The 18,099-nt window shown below is 46.1% G+C and carries 17 protein-coding genes; 11 read left to right on the top strand and 6 right to left on the bottom strand.

Translation table 11 applies throughout. The annotated features are described in order from the left end of the window. Positions 1-72: 72 nt before the first annotated feature. The 4 genes from AC1EK4_RS03535 (at position 73) to ybeY (ending at position 1,963) form a co-directional block, all read left to right on the top strand. Complete coding sequence (locus tag AC1EK4_RS03535; protein ID WP_036899216.1) at positions 73-315, top strand: hypothetical protein; 243 nt, start codon at positions 73-75, stop codon at positions 313-315. Continuing rightward, positions 312-722 carry a PIN domain-containing protein gene (locus tag AC1EK4_RS03530; RefSeq protein ID WP_036899214.1) on the top strand — a complete coding sequence of 137 codons (411 nt, stop codon included), beginning with the start codon at positions 312-314 and terminating at the stop codon, positions 720-722. The genes AC1EK4_RS03535 and AC1EK4_RS03530 overlap by 4 nt, the downstream gene beginning before the upstream one ends. Then, entirely contained in the window at positions 719-1,180 is a 462-nt protein-coding gene (gene coaD, locus AC1EK4_RS03525; protein WP_036899211.1) for a pantetheine-phosphate adenylyltransferase, read from the top strand. The genes AC1EK4_RS03530 and coaD overlap by 4 nt, the downstream gene beginning before the upstream one ends. A 357-nt stretch (positions 1,181-1,537) precedes the next feature. Then, positions 1,538-1,963, top strand: a complete 426-nt coding sequence (gene ybeY, locus AC1EK4_RS03520) for an rRNA maturation RNase YbeY (RefSeq protein WP_036898858.1) — start codon at positions 1,538-1,540, stop codon at positions 1,961-1,963. Between the two features lie 378 nt (positions 1,964-2,341). On the opposite strand, the gene dprA is transcribed toward ybeY, so the two are convergent. The 5 genes from dprA to AC1EK4_RS03495 form a co-directional block, all read right to left on the bottom strand. Next, positions 2,342-3,466, bottom strand: a complete 1,125-nt coding sequence (gene dprA / locus AC1EK4_RS03515; protein ID WP_480357029.1) for a DNA-processing protein DprA — start codon at positions 3,464-3,466, stop codon at positions 2,342-2,344. Then, positions 3,463-3,861 carry an acyl-CoA thioesterase gene (locus AC1EK4_RS03510; protein WP_036898852.1) on the bottom strand — a complete coding sequence of 133 codons (399 nt, stop codon included), beginning with the start codon at positions 3,859-3,861 and terminating at the stop codon, positions 3,463-3,465. The genes dprA and AC1EK4_RS03510 overlap by 4 nt, the downstream gene beginning before the upstream one ends. Positions 3,862-3,896: 35 nt before the next feature. Beyond that, complete coding sequence (locus AC1EK4_RS03505; protein ID WP_480357027.1) at positions 3,897-5,198, bottom strand: DUF2851 family protein; 1,302 nt, start codon at positions 5,196-5,198, stop codon at positions 3,897-3,899. A 160-nt stretch (positions 5,199-5,358) separates the two neighbouring features. Beyond that, complete coding sequence (locus AC1EK4_RS03500; protein ID WP_480357026.1) at positions 5,359-7,350, bottom strand: SusD/RagB family nutrient-binding outer membrane lipoprotein; 1,992 nt, start codon at positions 7,348-7,350, stop codon at positions 5,359-5,361. 21 nt (positions 7,351-7,371) lie between these two features. After that, complete coding sequence (locus AC1EK4_RS03495; protein WP_232223179.1) at positions 7,372-10,560, bottom strand: SusC/RagA family TonB-linked outer membrane protein; 3,189 nt, start codon at positions 10,558-10,560, stop codon at positions 7,372-7,374. A gap of 491 nt (positions 10,561-11,051) precedes the next feature. Between AC1EK4_RS03495 and dapB the strand changes: the two genes are divergently transcribed. The 6 genes from dapB (at position 11,052) to AC1EK4_RS03465 (ending at position 16,270) form a co-directional block, all read left to right on the top strand. Continuing rightward, positions 11,052-11,816 (top strand): 4-hydroxy-tetrahydrodipicolinate reductase, encoded by a 765-nt coding sequence (gene dapB / locus AC1EK4_RS03490; protein WP_480357024.1) that lies wholly within the window; start codon positions 11,052-11,054, stop codon positions 11,814-11,816. A 177-nt stretch (positions 11,817-11,993) separates the two neighbouring features. Next, the gene (gene lepB / locus AC1EK4_RS03485; RefSeq protein WP_062432262.1) at positions 11,994-13,442 is read left to right on the top strand and encodes a signal peptidase I; all 1,449 of its coding nucleotides are present in this window, start codon (positions 11,994-11,996) and stop codon (positions 13,440-13,442) included. A 135-nt stretch (positions 13,443-13,577) separates the two neighbouring features. Further along, a complete protein-coding gene (gene lepB / locus AC1EK4_RS03480) occupies positions 13,578-13,985 on the top strand; it encodes a signal peptidase I (protein ID WP_036898837.1) in 408 nt (135 codons plus the stop codon). Next, positions 13,979-14,593 (top strand): WbqC family protein, encoded by a 615-nt coding sequence (locus tag AC1EK4_RS03475; protein WP_036898834.1) that lies wholly within the window; start codon positions 13,979-13,981, stop codon positions 14,591-14,593. Before lepB (AC1EK4_RS03480) ends, AC1EK4_RS03475 begins: the two co-directional genes overlap by 7 nt. Positions 14,594-14,610: 17 nt before the next feature. Further along, complete coding sequence (locus tag AC1EK4_RS03470; RefSeq protein ID WP_480357022.1) at positions 14,611-15,849, top strand: carboxylesterase/lipase family protein; 1,239 nt, start codon at positions 14,611-14,613, stop codon at positions 15,847-15,849. Continuing rightward, positions 15,821-16,270: a carboxylesterase family protein gene (locus tag AC1EK4_RS03465; RefSeq protein WP_480357021.1), complete on the top strand. Its 450-nt coding sequence runs from the start codon at positions 15,821-15,823 to the stop codon at positions 16,268-16,270. The genes AC1EK4_RS03470 and AC1EK4_RS03465 overlap by 29 nt, the downstream gene beginning before the upstream one ends. 238 nt (positions 16,271-16,508) lie before the next feature. Here AC1EK4_RS03465 and AC1EK4_RS03460 read toward each other — a convergent pair whose 3' ends face one another. After that, on the bottom strand, positions 16,509-17,654 hold the full coding sequence (locus tag AC1EK4_RS03460; RefSeq protein WP_036898829.1) for a TlpA family protein disulfide reductase: 1,146 nt from the start codon (positions 17,652-17,654) through the stop codon (positions 16,509-16,511). Positions 17,655-17,927: 273 nt separating this feature from the next. On the opposite strand from AC1EK4_RS03460, the gene AC1EK4_RS03455 reads away from it, so the two are divergent. Continuing rightward, complete coding sequence (locus AC1EK4_RS03455) at positions 17,928-18,068, top strand: hypothetical protein (RefSeq protein ID WP_156431006.1); 141 nt, start codon at positions 17,928-17,930, stop codon at positions 18,066-18,068. The last annotated feature ends 31 nt before the right edge of the window (positions 18,069-18,099 follow it).

The raw sequence follows: 18,099 nt of genomic DNA, 5'->3' as shown, positions 1-18,099 counted from the left end.
TAAATCCTTGCATTGTTCTAGAGAAACAGTTATATTTGTGCAATAGGAATGAGGAAATGGAGGAAAGATAATATGGAAGGAAGTTTGAATATAAAACTGAATGTCCCTCTTAGGGATATGTTTTTTTTAGATAAGGTTGCTAAGAGTAGAGGATGGCTTATAACTGCTGAAAAGAGTAGATCGGACAATGACTCTAAAGTTGAAATGGAAAAGAAATTAGAGCGTGTAGACAAGTTGTTTGGCATTTTTTCCAAGAGCAAAGTGGATGATTGGAAATCTGAAAAAGAAGATTTTCTAAGAAAGAAATACCTATGAGAGTTTTCTTAGATACTAATATCCTACTGGATTGCCTGCTAGAAAGAGGTCCTTTATCCAAGGACTCAAGGTTGTGTTTCAAGTCTTGTGTGGGTAAAGGTATTATCATGTTAATGTCCGATTTGTCCGTTGCTAATATTAATTATATTACTCGAAAAGATTATAATAGGGCGGAGTTTAACGCTGCAATATTGAAATTGACGGAATTTGTGGATATTGTAGAGGTCGGTTCCTCATATATATTAGAGGCTCTATACTTAGATTGGAAGGACTTTGAAGATTCTTTGCAGTATCTTTCTGCTATGCAAGCCCAAGCCGATTGTATAGTAACAAGGAATATAAAGGATTATGAAGCCTCCGCTTTAGAGGTGCTTACGCCTCATGATTTTATTTCGAAATATTTATGAGAACAGGAATATTCGTAGGGAGTTTCGATCCCTTTACCATTGGACATGATGATATTGTGCGACGTGCATTGCCACTCTTCGATCGAATTACGATAGGGGTGGGAGTGAATGAACGCAAGCAATACATGTATAGTGCGGATGTTCGGGTAAACACTATCAAGCAGATATATGCCAACGAGGCAAAGATAGAGGTGAAAGCATACAATGATTTGACGGTCGACTTTGCTCGTCGGGAGCAGGCTCAGTTCATTATTAAGGGCGTGAGAAGTCTGAAAGACTTTGAATATGAGCGTGAACAGGCCGATGTCAATAAGCAAATAGGAGATGTAGAGACCATTCTTCTCTATGCCGACCCGGCAAAGGCGAGCATCAGTTCGTCACTTGTGAGGGAGTTGATACACTTTGGGAAAGAGGTCTCAGACTTTATTCCCTTCCCTGAAGGAGGAGGAATGGAATAACATCATGGTAAATATAATAAAGCAATCAAGTCCCTGATAGATAGGTGTTCCCTCTATTTGAGTGGTGCGTGTGGCTAGTTTATTTGCTAAGATGATAAATATAATAAAGCAATCAAGTCTCTGATAGATAGGTGTTCCCTCTATTTGAGTGGTGCGTGTGGCTAGTTTATTTGATAAGATGATAAATATAACAAAGCAATCAGGTCTCTGATAGATAGCCCTTCCCTCTATTTGAGTGGCGCGTGTGGCTAGTTTATTTGCTAAGATGATAAATATAACAAAGCAATCAGGTCTCTGATAGATAGCCCTCCCCTCTATGGGGAGGGTTGGGAGGGGCTTCCAATATACATTCCTTTTATGATAACATACAATACAGACGGCGTAAAGATGCCGAAAATCAAGAAGCGTGAGACCACAACTTGGATTAAAGCGGTGGCAGCAACATATGATAGGAAGATAGGAGAGATAGGATATATGTTTGTTGACGACGAGAAAATACTCGAAGTAAACAACGAATATCTAGGCCATGATTATTACACCGACATCATCACTTTTGATTATGATGAGGGCGATGTGCTCAATGGCGATCTTGTGATAAGCCTCGATACAGTGCGGAGTAATGCCGAAATGCTAGGAAAATCGTATGAAGAAGAACTTCATCGCGTCATTATTCACGGCATATTGCATCTCTGTGGCATCAACGATAAGGGGCCGGGAGAGCGAGAAATCATGGAAGCTGCGGAGAATGCGGCGCTGAAGTTGTTGGGAAAAAAGAGTAGGTAAACAGAGAATATAGCCATGGTAATCGGGAACTGTCAACTATTGGCCTGACTCCATAATTCCCCAACTCCTGATTACTTGCTCTTTTTAGAGTCGTGCGAGGAATCTGTTGATAGTGCCATTGTCAATAGTCCGAAGGACTACCCTTTTAATAGCCGTGGACCTTTAGGTCTATGGTATTGTGTGAAAGAAAATACCCAGTCTGATAAGACTGCCCATCCTATAATTATCAATGGGGAGTCTTGTCAGACTCGTTTGTTGTTTTGCTTTTTTATTGTCCGGAGGTTTACGCTTTGCTTCAACCACCGGCTATTGATAGGGCTGTCCTTCGGACAGTCATAGCTTCATCATACAATTTATCGGATGAATCTTTTTTTTATCTTAATGGAGTAGATGATACACCCCTCCGGGGAGCATCTTAACCACTCCTTTCATTTCCATTGAAAAGAGGAGAGAGGTGATTTGCGCAATAGGGATATTGGCTTGAACGGATAATATGTTGATTTGCAGGTCGTTGTGGTGCTGCAATACGTCGGCTATCTGTTGTTCTTCTGCCGACAACAGTGGGAAGAGCTGCCGTTCAATGCCTTGCTGTTGCGCCTTTTTTAGTTTAATATCTTCTTCCCATCCCATCGCTTTTACAAAGTCGAAAGCCGACATGATGAGCCCGGCCTCGTTGTCACGAATGAGCATATTGCATCCTTCGCTGTAGGGAGCACCCACAGAACCGGGGAAAGCAAAGACGTCGCGGTTGTAGCTGCGAGCTATTCCTGTGGTGATAAGTCCGCCTCCATGCGATGCACTCTCGACCAAAATACATGTATCACTCATCCCAGCCACGATGCGGTTACGCCTTACAAAGTTCACTTTGTCAGCATTCGTACCCGTGAAAAACTCTGTCAACAGGCCGCCATGTTCTATCATTTTGTTGGCTGTTTGTCGATGGACTTGGGGGTAAAGGTAATCCTGTCCGTGTGCCAACACGCCCACGGTATCGTATCCATTGGCCAATGCTTGACGATGGGCGTGGATGTCTACGCCATAGGCCAAGCCACTTACGATGAGTACATCGGGGCATAACGTCTTCAAATCGGCCATAAATCGACGTATCAAGTCTTGTCCATAGGCGGTGCATCGACGTGTCCCGACCATGCAAACCACCTTCGAACAATTGAGCGAAGCATTGCCCCGATAGAATAAGACCAACGGTGCGTCGTCACATTCTCGCAGTCGTTGCGGGTAGCGATCGTCGTTCATACAAAGCGGTTCCACTCCATGTTGCTCGTCCCAAAGCAATTCTGCCTCTGCACGAGCCATGGGTTCGCTGAGGTCGCTCAATGCTTCGCGCAACTTAGGTGAGGCATCGGGCAGCACGTCTAAGATATCATGACGATGCTCAATGACCGCCGTGGCCGAGCCTAACCGCCGATACAACTCCAACAGACCGCTGAGGCTGAAGTAGTTGATACGACTGAGTGCGAGCGTATAGAGTGTTTCTTGGGTCATAAGAATTTCTCGAAAGCTTGGCCATACTCTTCGCTATAGCCTAGCCTTCCGTTGATAAGTGTCACGAGATCGGCGTCGGCATGGAAGCAAAGTTTCTCATCGCTGGCGCGGAAAAGGTCGTGAGTGAAAACCCAGCGGAGCCCCTCTTTGCGCAACCCCATGCGCGAAATAAACTCGTCGTCGCATGTTAATGGCGTCTTATATTGCAGCGACATGCGAGCCACAACGGCATCTACACCTTTCTCATGCAGCTCTGCGAAGCTCAGTCCGGTCGCTTTGAGGAAGCGATGACGCGTGTGTTCGGTGTAATGTAGGTAGTTGGCGTTGTTTACAATGCCTTGTATGTCGCACTCGTAGTCGCGTACTTCCATTCTCGTTTCAAAGATATACTTCATCTGTTTTGTCTTTAATATGATATAATAGTGAATATTTAATGGTTGCCATACTTCAGATATTCATATCCGATACGGCAGCGTAAGCAGTCTTTATGGTCACAATATTCGTTCTTGAGTTGGATAAGTGCCTGCGTATCGCCGGCATTTTCCACCTTCATTCCGCATTCTTGCCACATACGGATGATATGGTTGTCTTCGGCTTTGAGTTGTTCTAAGAACTCGAAAGCACGGTCGCAAAGCCCTTCGTTGCATATATGTCGACCGTAGGCGAAGAGCATTGGGATGACGGTGTTGAGTATCATGAGATTCAATGAAGCCGCTGACAGATGCTTCTCGTTGGGTGTATGCTCTGCCCCAAAGGCAAAGTGAGTCTGCCAGTAGGGTGTAGCTTGCGTCTTCAAATGTTCTCTTAACTCGCGCAGAGAGCCACATTCGATGATTTCGCTCAATCCTGCTGTGCGGTTATAGTAGAGTTGTGCCAATTGCGACAGGCGTATATGTGGGAAGTTTTGCGGCCGCAATCGCAGGAATTTCCATTGATGGAAGTCCATCGCTTGCATGGAAAACTTATGCGCCAGATAGCGATATTCGCTCGCCATACGTTGATAATACGTATCTCTCAAGGCCTTGTCGCGATATGTTTTAGGCAAGGCTTCCGGCTCCAAGAGGCCTGCCTGTCCCATAAAGATGGCTTCTATCTGGAACAAATCGTCTCTATGATGAGCTACACTGCCCAATGGTATGTTGCAAGCCCATTGCTCGAAGGCCTCTCCATTGATGCCAAAGCCGTAATTGCGAGCCATGGTGACGAAGTAAGCTGCCTGCCAATCGCCTCCACATCGGACAACTCGCTCGTTGATAGCCACTGTCTTTTGCTCTAAACGCTCGGTCTCCAAGCTGCTCATCCATGAATGAATCATGAGCGACGGCAGCTCCGGAATGATGCGATAGCAAGGCGGATAGTGGTCGGAATGAATCAGTTCGTCGTAATGTTCCGCTATATCGTCCGGCACATCCAGCTGCAATTGCCTGATAGGTCGGCCTTGGCTGTCTACGGCTTCGGTATCTATAGTCCCACATACATGCAAGATGACATTGTCATAGCGTACATCTTGTTCATGATGATGGATGAACCAGTCGCTTGCTCGGTCGTGTATCTCCACGTTTCCTACCCATAGTGTCCCATCAATCTTCACTTTTGCATTGAAGAAATCAGGTCCCGCGTCGTGGTTATGCAGTCCCGTATCTATCACTTCTATACCGAGTCCATCGGCCGTAACAAGTGATTTCAGCGGAAATAGCTTGTGTTTCCATACGTAATGTAGGAGCTGTTCCATGATATAGATATTGTTCTTTCAATGGCAAAAATACAAAAAAAATCTTAAATGAAAAGGTCTTGTAGTTCTAATTAATTCTATGTGTCTAATTAAATCTACCTAATAAAATAACAAGAGCGTGCATTGGCACGCTCTTGTTTGTGTATATGATGGATAGATATTATTTCCCTATATAACCATAGTATTCACTATCGGTAGCACAATCCCACCAAACCGGACACGACCAGATAGGATCTGTCAGGGCCAACTTGTTGGAAGCTTTCACCTGAGTGAGGTTATAATCTCTCTCAAGGCTGCTCTGTGTCCAGCGACGCAACCAATAAGTAGGGTCTGAAGGTGACTTTCCGATAATCTTACTGCTGGCAGTAAATTCTGATGGACGGGCGAAGTCGGGATATACATTACCAAAGTTCTCGATGTTACCGGCACTGTAATTGAAGCGACGCATGTCGTTCCAGATTTCTAAATTCAATCCTCCCATAGCGATAATCTTTTGTCTCATGATGTCGGCCATGGTTAGTTGAGCAGCATTTTGAGCCACAGCGGCACTGCTCATATAAGCAGTTATATCGGCATCTTTCATAGGTAACATGTCCGGATTCTCCCCTATTTTCTTGTCACTTGTGGTTCCATCACTCTGCCATTGCTTCAATCCGGCTTGTAAACGGTCGAAGTTGGCCTGTATACCTTTTCTGTATGCGTCCAAAGCACCACCTTTATCGCCCTTGCGGAAGAGCACTTCGGCTTTGATAAAGCACATCTCCGAATAGGTCATAATGTCGAAATCGGAGTTCGGACGAGTGTAGAATGTTCCCGTACCTGCTACATAACTCTTACCGGCAATGGGATAATAATACATATCGGTAGCCGAACGACCGCTTGTAGACATACTGTTTGACCGCATGTTGACGTAGCAAGTATCACCCGCATGCAGGTAGTTGGTGGTGTTACAGTAGATTTGTCCCGGTGCATAAGTTACTACTACGTCGTTTCCATTTGTCTCTACGGCATGGCTGGTAGTCTTCATGTCGGCCACAAACTTGTTGCGTGCGGTGGCATCAGCGACGGTATAGGTCAGCTTTACGGCGTTAGAAGCGTAGGTGGCATTGATGATATTGCCGTTGAGACGTGGGTTGTTGGGAGTCAACATGTCAATACCTTTGTCGCGAGTCCATTGGAACGAGGCGAGATTACCGTCAGCATCGAGCTTTACATGGGTCATGGCTGCAGGCACCAGCTTTGTTAATCGTGGGTCGATAACGCCCGAACCGCCAGTGAAACTGTTGTTGAGCAGGCTGATATACCATTTGGTGAGTCGCTGAGAAGTACCGTAAGCGGCGCAGTCCCAAATAGGATTGGTCTGATAAGGGTCACCGATTGTCACGTTGGTTAGGTCGCCTTCCACATTATAACATTTCACACTTGTGTTGTCGGCATTCGACTGTGGACCGTTGGCAACGGCGGCCAAGATTTCATCAGGTTTGTATAAATCGCTCTTCTTAGACAGTTTTAGCAAGTAGCGAGCTTTCAAACCATAAGCCAACTTCAACCATTTATTGGCATCACCGTTATTCCATATATCGCCTTCAGAGAGCGCAATGTTCTCGTTTTTCATCTTGAGATAGGCGATACCTTTATCCAAATACTCCATACACTGGTTGAAAAGAGCCTTTCCATCATCATAGGCTGGGTTGTATTTACCGGTGAAGGCCTCGCTCATAGGGATTTCTCCATGGAGGTCGAGCAACGTCATAAAGCCCAGCGCGTAGCTGATACAGGCTGCACCGGCATAGTGATAAGCCTTTTGAGCCTCTGCCGCTGCAATCAAAGGAGCCACGTTGACGCCCGCTCCCAGGTAGAAATTCTGATATACGGTGGTCGCTGTTCCCTGCAGAGGATCCCACTTTGCCAACATACCATTGCTACTAGTGGTAGACGTTTGGGTGAAGGTTCCGGCGGCAGTACCCGCTCTCATGTAGGCCGTACCGAGTGCATAGTCTAGATAGTTTTGTATCCAAGGCAAGCGAAGTTGGGGAGATGCCGTCTCCGATGTAGGGCTATCGGGGTCTGTATTCACGTCCAAATAGTCGTTACATGACGACAGTCCGCATACCAGTGCACCGGTTAATATGATGGTTTGTAATTTTTTCATATTCTTACTTGTTTAGATTGGTTAGAATGTAAGGTTGATACCGAGCGATACACTTGTCGAAGATGGTACGCTACAGTAGTCGAGTCCCACTGAGCCTGAACCTCCCGTACCTGCTCCTGAGGCCACTTCCGGATCCATACCCTTGTAATTGGTGATGGTGAAGAGGTTGGTTCCGGTGAGATTAGCCACCAATCCTTTGATGACACGGTGGTTCTTGATGAGACTGGTGAAGTCGTAGCTGACAGACAGTGAGCGCAATTTCAGCCAATTCACCGACTGGATGAAGTTGTAAGAGTTGGCGCAATAGCTACTCCAGTATTGCTGGATGAGATAGCGACCTGACCGTTCTTTGCCGTTAATTGTGTAGGTCTTGTCTGCTTCATAAGTGATGGTGTTGTTCTCTGGAGCTGTACCATCGCTGTAAACCACGTTAGTCAATGTCACAGATTGGCGATTCTCGGTCTGCTTGCTTAATCCCATAGAGGTGAGATAATAGTTTGTACCGTTATAAATATCGCCACCGAAGCGGAAATCGAGAAGGCATGCTACCGACAGATTCTTGTATGTAAAGGTGTTGTTGAAGCCTCCGATGAGTTTCGGTTCACGGTTTCCAATGATGTCGGTAGTCTTGTTTGCGTTCTTATAAACGCCTGTTGCCACGTCTACAACGTAGTGGCCGTTGTCGTCGGTCACCCAGTGATTACCTGTCAAACCGAGGAAATCGCCACCGTTAGGGATAGCTCCTGCCTTGACAGTACCTATCTGTGCGTCGGTGGGATAGAAGATACCTACACCGTCAATGAAGTTACCCAAAGTACCATTATTAAATGAGAAGTTAAGCATCGATTCCCATTTGAAGTCCTTGGTCTTGATGGGTGTGCCGGTGATAGCTATTTCCATACCGTCATTGATGACCGACCCACCGTTCAGCGTGAGGAAGATATAGCCGGTAGACTGGGCCAGACGGGGAGAACACAACTGGTTCTTGGTTTGTGTATGATAATAGGTATAGTCTATACCTAAGCGTCCGTCGAAGAAGCGAAGTTCCGCTCCCAGTTCATAAGAGGTTTGTATTTCCGGTTTCAAATCGGGCGCACCACCAGTCCAACTGTTACCCGAACCGAGCTTGCCATTATTCAATGTGCCCACAGCCCATAGGTAATTGTTTGTCACATAGGGGTCAGCGTCTTTACCAACACGTGCCCATGAGGCTCTCACCTTACCGAAAGAGAGGATATTACTCTTCGGTAACAGTTCCGTAAATACAAAACTTCCGCTCACAGATGGATAGAAATAAGAACGGTTTTCTTTTGGAAGTGTAGACGACCAGTCGTTACGTCCGGTTACGGTAAGGTAGGCCATGCTCTTATAAGAGGCTCTGAACTCACCGTATACACCCACCATGCGCTTGCGAGTGGTACCATCTTTAAAGAACTGGTTGGCTGTTGCGATGTTATTAAAGCTGATGGTGCCGGGCATTACAAACTTATATCCCCAGTGAGATTGCGACCATCTCTTGGTAGCTTCGGTCGTTGTACCGAGCAAGAAGTTCAAGTCGAAGTCCTTTAATGTCTTATGCATGTTGCTCATCACGTTGGTTGTGATGTATTGGTAGTTCGAGTAGTTCTTCGACAAGAAGCCGTTTTGATACTTTTCTACCACAGCTCCGTTAGGCGCGGTGTAGGTATAAGAGTCTGTCTTATACATATCCAGACCGGCACGGGCGCTGATGTCCCACCAATCCGTGAGTTTAAAGCTGGCATTGATAGACCCTGTCAAGCGGTCGTTGTCGTCGGTCATCTTATTGCGATTGATTATCCAATATGGATTTTCCACGTCGTCTGCAATCTCTTGTAGGCCGTCGAACATGCGATACTTGGTACCGTCGTCGTTCAACCAGTGCGTAAGATTGTCGGTAAGCGGCCAACCATAGAGCGCTGTCATTGTACCGTTGCCGCCGTGTTCCCATAATCCGCCCGATGTAAGCGTCTTCTTGGTGTGTGCTTTGGTATAAGCCACGTTGGCTCCGACGGTCAGTCTGCCATACTTCTGTTCACCGTTGAGGCGGAAAGTTGTCTTGTTATAACCTGTTTGCGGTACTATACCCGATTGGTCGAAGTTTGATGCACTGAGGAAGAATGACCCGTTTTTTGAACCTCCCGATACGCTTACGCTGTTGTCGTAAACCACTCCGTTTTGGAAGAAGTTGCCTACATTGTCGTATATTTGGTTCAGAGTCTTGCTCTCTCCAATCTTTTCACCCCACGATTGGGTGGAGTAATCGCTGAAGATACCTTTCTCGTTGTAGTATCCGCGACCGTAAGTCTTCTGGTATTCAGGCGTCTTGGTAGCCCACGACGTGCTTACCTTACTGCTTACGTTCACCCGTACCGTGCCCTCGCTACCTTTCTTTGTGGTGATGATGACCACACCATCGGCAGCACGAGAACCGTACAAAGCAGCGGCCGCGGCACCTTTCAGCACCGAGAGCGACTCTATATCTTCGGGGTTAATGTCCATGGCGCGGTTAGAGAAGCTGGTATTGTTCTTCGTCACACCGTCGGTAGCTGAGTTTCCACTGTTAGGTGTGGAGTTGTCGTAGATGATGCCGTCAACCACGAACAACGGTTGGTTGTCGCGCGATTCGCTCGCCGAGTTACCGCCACGGATAATGATGGTGGCCCCAGCTCCGGCTGCACCGCTCGATTGGGTGATGTTGACGCCCGGCACTTTACCGGCCAATGAGTTAACGATGTTGGTCTGTTTGTTTTTCAAAATTTCATTAGAGTTGAGCTCAGACACCGAATATCCTAGTGCTTTGCGCTCTTTTCGGATGCCCATGGCTGTCACGACCACTTCGTTCAAGTTCTGACTATTCTCAGTCATTGAGATGGAATAAGCCTTTGCCGAAGTAACCTTTACCTCCTTGACGTCGTAACCTACGTAGGTGATTTGTAGGATACTGCCCACAGGAGCTTCGATACTGAAGTGACCTTCAATATCGGTAACGGTAGCCACACGAGTTCCCTTGAGTGTGATACTGGCGCCAATGATGGGCTCACCCTTTTCGTCGGCCACTGTACCGGTAACGATGTTCGACTTCTGACTGATTCGTAAGTCAGGTGAAGATTCCAAAGCTGAGGCTGAATAGGGGACTGCCATACTCAGCGCAAGCAGGAATGCTGGTAACAGATAATGTTTTTTTCTCATATGCATCGATATTAGATGGCGGTGAATTTAGTTGAAAATTTTGAAACAATCTTGAATTGATTATTAATTAATCTAAAAATAGCTCTAAAACATACAAACCTATATAAAAGCTGCATGAATATACTTTAAATCGCTATAGTCATGGTATTTAGTGACTTGACTACGTTTTTATTCACTCTTAACTCATCACTCTCAAATTTCTGCAAAGCCCTAGCAGTCTTGTTGTTCGGGCTCTGCAGCAATCCTGAAAAGGCTTGGCAGCAATGTTGCGGCGTCCTTGCAGTGAGTTAAGAGTGAGGAGTTAGGAGTGAGAAGTGGATGGTTTGAGGATGAAAGAGATACTGATTCAAATTACAAATGGAATGAGATGAGATGAAAAATGTGACAAAAGCGAGAAAATAGAAAGGATTCTTTTGCTTTTCATCTGATTTACAGTACCTTTGCAGATATACGAGTATGAACGAAAATGAGAATAAAATAAAGCATCAAAAATGAGAATAGCATTAATCGGTTATGGCAAGATGGGCAAGATGATAGAACAGATTGCCAAAGCTCGCGGCCATGAAATCGTGAGTATTATAGATATTGACAACATGCAGGACTTTGACAGTCCGGCTTTCGCTTCGGCTGATGTTGCTATCGAGTTTACCAATCCCACAGCGGCTTACGACAACTATCTGCGTGCGTTTAAGCATCATGTGAAGGTGGTTTCGGGCAGCACAGGATGGATGAGCGAACATAAGACCGATGTAGAACGGTTGTGTAGTGACGAGGGACAGACTTTGTTTTGGGCTTCCAATTTCTCGGTTGGTGTGGCCATTTTCTCTGCCGTGAATCGCTATTTGGCCAAGATTATGAACGGCTTCCCACAGTATCAGGTAGAGATGGAGGAGACCCATCATATCCATAAACTTGATGCGCCGTCGGGAACAGCTATCACTTTGGCTGAGGAAATCATCGACCGACTCGACAGGAAAGACACGTGGGTGAAGGGAGAACAGCATAATGCCGATGGCACTGTGACCGGAACGAACCATGTGGCAGCTAATGAGTTGGCTATAGCGAGCGTTCGTCGCGACGAAGTTCCGGGTATTCACACCATCACTTACGATAGTGAGGCCGACAAGATTGTGATTTCTCACGATGCACATAGCCGTAAAGGATTTGCGTTGGGGGCTGTACTGGCTGCCGAGTATACCAAAGACCATACGGGATTGCTTACTACCAGTGATTTGTTTAAAGAAGTATTGGGCTGAGAAAATATAAATCTGGCTTTCGCAAGTTGAAGGATATTGAGGAGATAACGAAAGGTAATGGGGGCTAAGGGAAGGTAACGGGAGGTAACAGGAGATAACGGACATTTGTCCGATAACTCCCTTTGAACTCCTTTCTAACTCCTTCTTAATTCCCAAAATTAGACCGATTAAAAGATTATGATAGACAAAGAAAAAGCTAAACTGAATATGAAAGTACAATGGACTAAGTTTGTCGTTGTACTGGTATTGTATCTTATATTCCTCTTTTGGTTAAAGAGTTGGTTGGGATTGATAGTTATTCCCTTTATATACGACGTGTATATATCAAAGAAGATACGCTGGCAATGGTGGAAAGATGCCGAAGGTCCGGTGCGATTTATCATGAGTTGGGTAGATGCTTTGGTGTTCGCGCTGGTGGCAGTGTACTTCATCAATCTCTTCTTCTTTCAGAATTTCGTTATTCCTTCTTCCTCTTTGGAGAAGTCGTTGCTTACGGGAGATTATCTGTTTGTGAGCAAAGTGAGCTACGGTCCGCGCATTCCGCAGACTCCACTCACTATGCCTTTGACGCAACACACGTTGCCCGGTATCAATGTGAAGAGCTATTTGGACTGGCCACATTGGGAATATCGTCGTGTGAAGGGTCTAGGTAATGTGAAGCTCAATGATATTGTAGTGTTCAATTATCCTGCCGGTGACACGCTTGTCAACGAAGAACAATGGCAGCAGAGCGACTTCTATCAGATGGCATATTCATTTGGTCAGCAGCTCGTGGAACAACAACAAGGTCTGTTACCCAACTTGGCTGAGCTTACTCGGGAGCAGCAATACGAATATTTTGGGCAGATATATGCCGTTGGTCGCAACTATATAGCGAATAATCCGAAAGACTATGGAGACATTATCACACGTCCCACAGACCGTCGCGAGAACTATGTGAAGCGTTGTGTGGGCTTACCCGGCCAAACGTTGCAGATTAAAAACCACATCGTCTACCTTGATGGCAAGGCCAATAAGGAACCGGATAATGTGCAATATACTTACTATGTGAAATTGAAGAAGCCCATGCCCGAAGAGGTGATGGCCGAATTGGGTATTTCAATGGAAGATATGATGAGCTTGAATCAGGCTGGTTTCTTGCCTCTGACCAAGAAGGCTTACGAGGCATTGAAGGCTCGTAAAGACCTCGTGGCAAGCATCCGACTGAATACTGATGCTACTACGGGCGACCTTTATCCGCTCAATGGCTATACGGGATGGACTCGTGACAACTACGGTCCCATCTGGATTCCGAAGAAAGGAGCTACTGTGAAGCTTACGATGGATAATATAGCAGTCTACGAACGTCCCATCCGTACCTACGAAGGTAACGACTTAAAGGTGACCAATGGGCAGATATACATCAACGGAAAACTTGCCAACAGCTATACATTCAAGATGGATTACTACTGGATGATGGGCGACAACCGTCACAACTCGGCCGACTCGCGCTATTGGGGATTCGTTCCCGAAGACCACATCGTGGGTAAACCTATCTTCATTTGGTGGTCGCACGACCCCGATCACAAGGGCTTTAGCGGTATCAGATGGAGCAGATTGTTCAGTTTGGTAGATAATATTAAGTAAGTGATAATGGGAAATTGAAAATGGATAATGATGATATGATGAGCAGCATTGTGATTCACTGAATATTAGTCCTGCTTTCCCTTATCCGCATTTCATAATTATCCATTCTCAATGATGAATTATTAATAAAGAAAAGTGCGCTTCCCTTTCAAGTTCATATTGGGGCTTGTGGCGGCTGTTTTGCTGATGTTGGCCGTCAGGGCATACGCTTTCACCGTTTATACAGTGACAGATTCGGCTCTCAGGCCGATGCTTAAGACAGGCGATAGGGTGATGGTGGATAGATTTATACACCGAAAATTGAAGCCGGGGGCGATGGTGGTGTTCCATCAACAAGGTACTATCATTGGTCGGGTAGAGGCTCTTCCCGGTGATACCATCACTCTACGAGGCACGCACTATCTTGTTCCGACGCGCTGTTGTCAGCGTTGTCAGAGCGCAGACTGTAAACTCTATTTGGTCAATACGGGCAAAGACCGACGGCTGGTGTACCAACACCAAATGGTTGGACAGGCTTTCCGATTATTCTATCTACCATGGTAAAGAACGCAATACTCACTTCCTCATACTTCGGACCGGTGCAGTGGTATCAGAAACTGAACCGTTATGGCGTGTGTTTCATCGAACAACACGACAATTTTGTGAAGCAAACGTACCGTAATCGGTGCACGATAGCGACGGCCAATGGCTTGCAATCGCTCACCGTACCGGTGGAACGAACCGATAATTTGAAGTGTCCGATGCGCGATGTACAGATAAGTGACCATGGCAACTGGCGTCATATCCACTGGAATGCATTATTGAGTGCTTATGGAGAAAGCCCTTTCTTCGAGTTCTATTCCGATGATTTGCGCCCTTTCTTTGAACGAAAATGGAAGTATCTCTTTGATTTCAACATGGAAATCATGGAGAAAATGTGCAGTTTATTAGACATAGAACCGACGGTAAAACTTACCTCTTCGTACATGGATGAGGTCGAAGGGTATGCCGATTTTCGTGAGGTGATTCGGCCGAAGCATCCCGGTGAGGATGCCGAATTTGTTGCTAAACCGTATTATCAAGTCTATTTGCAGCGACATGGATTCCAACCTAACCTTAGTATCTTAGACCTCTTGTTCAATGAAGGTAACGAGAGTGTACTCTACTTGTAATAACTAAACTAAATCAAATGAAAAGAATTATTGTATCAATGCTGGCGTTTTGCTTGGTAATAGGCGCAAGTGCGCAAGACCAACCACGCGTAAAAGTGGCACAAGGTGTGCTGCAAGGTACTGAAATTTCGGGTATTAAAGTTTTCAAGGGTGTACCTTATGCAGCACCACCTGTAGGTGATTTGCGTTGGAAAGCGCCACAACCGTTGGCTGCTTGGGACGGTGTGAGGATGGCAGATGACTTCGGTCCCGACCCCATGCAGGAACCGATATTTGGTGATATGAACTTCGGTGCGAAGACAAAAAGCGAAGATTGTCTTTATCTTAACGTCTGGACGCCCGCTAAAACCATGCAGGAGAAGTTGCCGGTGTTGGTATATTTCAATGGTGGCGGACTGATGGCAGGAAGCGGAAGTGAGCCTCGTTACGCCGGACTGAACATGGCTCGACGTGGTATAGTGGGCATCACGGTAAACTATCGCGAGGGTATTTTCGGCTTCTTCTCGCATCCCGAACTCTCTAAGGAGGCCTCGTATAAAGGGTCGGGTAACTACGGTTACATGGATCAGGTAGCTGCTTTACAATGGTTGCAACAGAATGTGGCAGCTTTTGGAGGCGATCCTAAACGCATTACTATCGTGGGCGAATCGGCTGGTTCGGTGTCGGTGAGCGCTTTGATGGCATCACCTATGGGCAAAGGAACATTCTCTCAAGTCATTGGTTCGAGTGGTGCTATTGTGGGATTGTTGCATAATGAGGTCGACAAGAAAGGTAATCTATACATCGCTTATGGTCAGTTACCATCGCTCAAAGAGGCTGAAAGCGAGGGTGTCAAGACTATGAAAAAGATTGGTTGTAAGAGTTTGAAGGAGCTAAGAGCCATGCCTGCCGAGGAATTGATGACCCAAGCAGGTGTCAGAAGCATGTCGCGCGGAACAGTAGACGGCCTTTTCTTCACCGAACAACCGGAGGAAGTGTTCAAGAAAGGTGAGCAAGCACAGGTGCCACTGCTTATCGGTGGTACCTCGAAAGAGGCTGCTGCGTGGTCTGTTTTGCTTGGCGGTGCTCCCACATTGGAGACGGTCAAGGCTCGTATCACGCCACTTTTCGGCGATGCAACCGACGAGATGTTGCAGTTATATGGCTTTCATAACGATGCCGACTTGTTCAAAGAGCCGGGCACACTGATTGGTTCTACTCTTGTTTATTGCTACCAGTACGTGGCGTTTGAGCGAACTTCACCGTACCACAAGTAATTGTCCGGTGTATCGTTATCAGTATTGTCATCCTCGTCCGGCGATGAAACAGAAAGGTTTAGTGGCCAAACTGGCCGGTGGAACATCCAAGGCTACCGATACCAAACCTACTGAACCGGTGGATGAATACATCGGAGCGAGCCACTCATCGGATATAGAATACGCCATGGGCAACCTCTCTACGAATGAAGTTTTCGACTGGAATGCCGATGATTATGCTGTTTCCGGCATCTTCATGAACTTCTATGTGAACTTCATTAAGACCGGAAATCCCAATGGACTGGGCCTCCCCGACTGGCCCGCCATCAACGGAAAGAATCCTGTTCCAGTGATGAAAATAGATGTAAATACGCGTGTTGAGACCAATCCTACGATGGATCGACGTTATCAACTATTCGATAAACTCGTGTTCCAAAAGTGATAATACGAGTAGAAACAATAAGGCCTGTGATACAATTGAGTGTCACAGGCCTTATTCATTGCTTTATTTTCGTTCTGCTATATCGCTCCACTTCGGAGTTATCGGGAGTTAAACGCCTTTTGGGCGTAGAAATTACGAATGAGAGTTAACGGACAAATGTCTATTGACTTTAAGGCTCTTGGAGGCTTTTTCTCTCGTTTTCTCCCGATAACTTCTTATCTTTCTAAACTTGAACCGTTTATTTTTTACCGAACAACTCGTCGAGTATAGTGTAGAATACAGGGTCTTCACCCACGATGGTCTTTACGATTTTGCCGTCGGGACCAACGATAATTTTGGTTGGGAAGCCCTGAATGGCATAGTCGGATAGTACCTTACTGTTTTCCGGATTGTACACATGGAGCCATGGAAGGTCGTGTTTCTTCACGGCAGCACGCCACTTCTCATCGCTATCACGACAGTCGATGCCAAGAATTTCAAATTGTCCTCTGTACTTGTTATAATACTCTTTCATTTTTGGAATGCCTCGGATGCACCATATACACCATGAACCCCAGAAATCGAGAACCACGTATTTGCCGCGCAGGCTGCTCAGGGCGAGTGGCTTTCCAGCCAAGTCATTAAGTGTAAAGTCGGGAGCTTGTACACCCGCAGCCTGTGTCTTGCTGGCTTTCTCTTCTGCTTCGGCACGCTGTTTAGCCCTGTCTATGAAGAATGAATAGTACGATTTCATGCGCCCGTTTTGCACTTCGGGGGTGAGAAGAGTGGCTGCTTGTTCCATCTTCTTTACGTCTTCGAGGAAGCTGATAACGACGGCACTGGCCTCATAGTCGGGATGTTGCTTGACGAAGTCGAGCATACGTTGCTGTGCCTTTTCCTCTATTTCAGCAGCTTTTTCGCGATATTCCTTCATCACCTGTTCACGATTCTCACCTGCATCCAGTCTCTTCTGAATGCCCATGCTGTATTCTTGCATCTCTTTAGATGAGTTCTCCAACATTAGGTTCACCTCATGGTACTGTTGATAGAATTTAGAGCCACCGGTATCATAGCGTGTTTTCATGTCACCGGTCAACTCCAACGTCTCGCCGGGAACACCCACTACGAGCACTCTAGTTCTGTCTTGGTCGCGCATGGTAGCCGGTGTGGCCATCTGAACGTAAGAGACTTCCTTCATCGGGAGCGTGAAATCGAAGGTTCCATCCTTCAATACGACATTGGTTTGTTTAGTTTCCCCGCCGAACGTTCCATAGGCAACGACGGCCGAATCGCCGAAGTTGGCCAGTTTACCTTTGACATGTAGCAAGTCGTCAGCGGCTTGTGCCGATACTGCACTGGCCATCATGAGGCTGGTCAGTAAGGTAGTATACAATTTTTTCTTCATTATTTCTCCTTTTATAATTGGTTATTTTGCAAATATATATCGTTCTCGCTAAATACCGAAAGCATTCAAAATCTTTTCAATGTATTTAACTAAAAGCAGTTGTTTGGGGAGGTCTCGCACATGAAAGGAGGCCGTGTGCAGTAGTGTTTTTTGCCCTCGTCGTAGCCAAAACAATTCACTTCTCACTCTTAATTCGCCTACTTGTTAACTTGTTTAGATGTCCATTAGTTTACTGCAAGGGCGAGGCAGCGATACTGCAAAGCCTATTCGGCGATGCTGCAGAGCCGAGACAGCAAGGTTGCGAAGCCTTTGCAGCGAGTTGAGATTGAGAAGTTAGGAGTGGGAAGTGATGGCTTTAATGAGGTAGGATTGGCTGATTGGCGGTTTATAAGGATAGATATGGTCATTGTATAGCGTGTTGATAGCATAACAAAAAGGAGGTAAG

This window comes from Prevotella sp. C0026C3, from assembly GCF_056590795.1.
This window is presented reverse-complemented; position numbering and strand designations above follow the sequence as displayed.

Excerpts from the sequence above, each read along its gene's own strand:
- dapB (WP_480357024.1), top strand. The coding sequence starts at position 11,052 with ATGAGAATAGCATTAATCGGTTATGGCAAGATGGGCAAGATGATAGAA.
- AC1EK4_RS03470 (WP_480357022.1), top strand. The coding sequence starts at position 14,611 with ATGAAAAGAATTATTGTATCAATGCTGGCGTTTTGCTTGGTAATAGGC.
- AC1EK4_RS03535 (WP_036899216.1), top strand. The coding sequence starts at position 73 with ATGGAAGGAAGTTTGAATATAAAACTGAATGTCCCTCTTAGGGATATG.
- AC1EK4_RS03500 (WP_480357026.1), bottom strand. The coding sequence starts at position 7,350 with ATGAAAAAATTACAAACCATCATATTAACCGGTGCACTGGTATGCGGA.
- dprA (WP_480357029.1), bottom strand. The coding sequence starts at position 3,466 with ATGACCCAAGAAACACTCTATACGCTCGCACTCAGTCGTATCAACTAC.
- ybeY (WP_036898858.1), top strand. The coding sequence starts at position 1,538 with ATGATAACATACAATACAGACGGCGTAAAGATGCCGAAAATCAAGAAG.
- AC1EK4_RS03505 (WP_480357027.1), bottom strand. The coding sequence starts at position 5,198 with ATGGAACAGCTCCTACATTACGTATGGAAACACAAGCTATTTCCGCTG.
- AC1EK4_RS03475 (WP_036898834.1), top strand. The coding sequence starts at position 13,979 with ATGGTAAAGAACGCAATACTCACTTCCTCATACTTCGGACCGGTGCAG.
- coaD (WP_036899211.1), top strand. The coding sequence starts at position 719 with ATGAGAACAGGAATATTCGTAGGGAGTTTCGATCCCTTTACCATTGGA.
- lepB (WP_062432262.1), top strand. The coding sequence starts at position 11,994 with ATGATAGACAAAGAAAAAGCTAAACTGAATATGAAAGTACAATGGACT.
- AC1EK4_RS03510 (WP_036898852.1), bottom strand. The coding sequence starts at position 3,861 with ATGAAGTATATCTTTGAAACGAGAATGGAAGTACGCGACTACGAGTGC.
- AC1EK4_RS03495 (WP_232223179.1), bottom strand. The coding sequence starts at position 10,560 with ATGAGAAAAAAACATTATCTGTTACCAGCATTCCTGCTTGCGCTGAGT.
- AC1EK4_RS03530 (WP_036899214.1), top strand. The coding sequence starts at position 312 with ATGAGAGTTTTCTTAGATACTAATATCCTACTGGATTGCCTGCTAGAA.
- AC1EK4_RS03455 (WP_156431006.1), top strand. The coding sequence starts at position 17,928 with ATGCTGCAGAGCCGAGACAGCAAGGTTGCGAAGCCTTTGCAGCGAGTT.
- AC1EK4_RS03460 (WP_036898829.1), bottom strand. The coding sequence starts at position 17,654 with ATGAAGAAAAAATTGTATACTACCTTACTGACCAGCCTCATGATGGCC.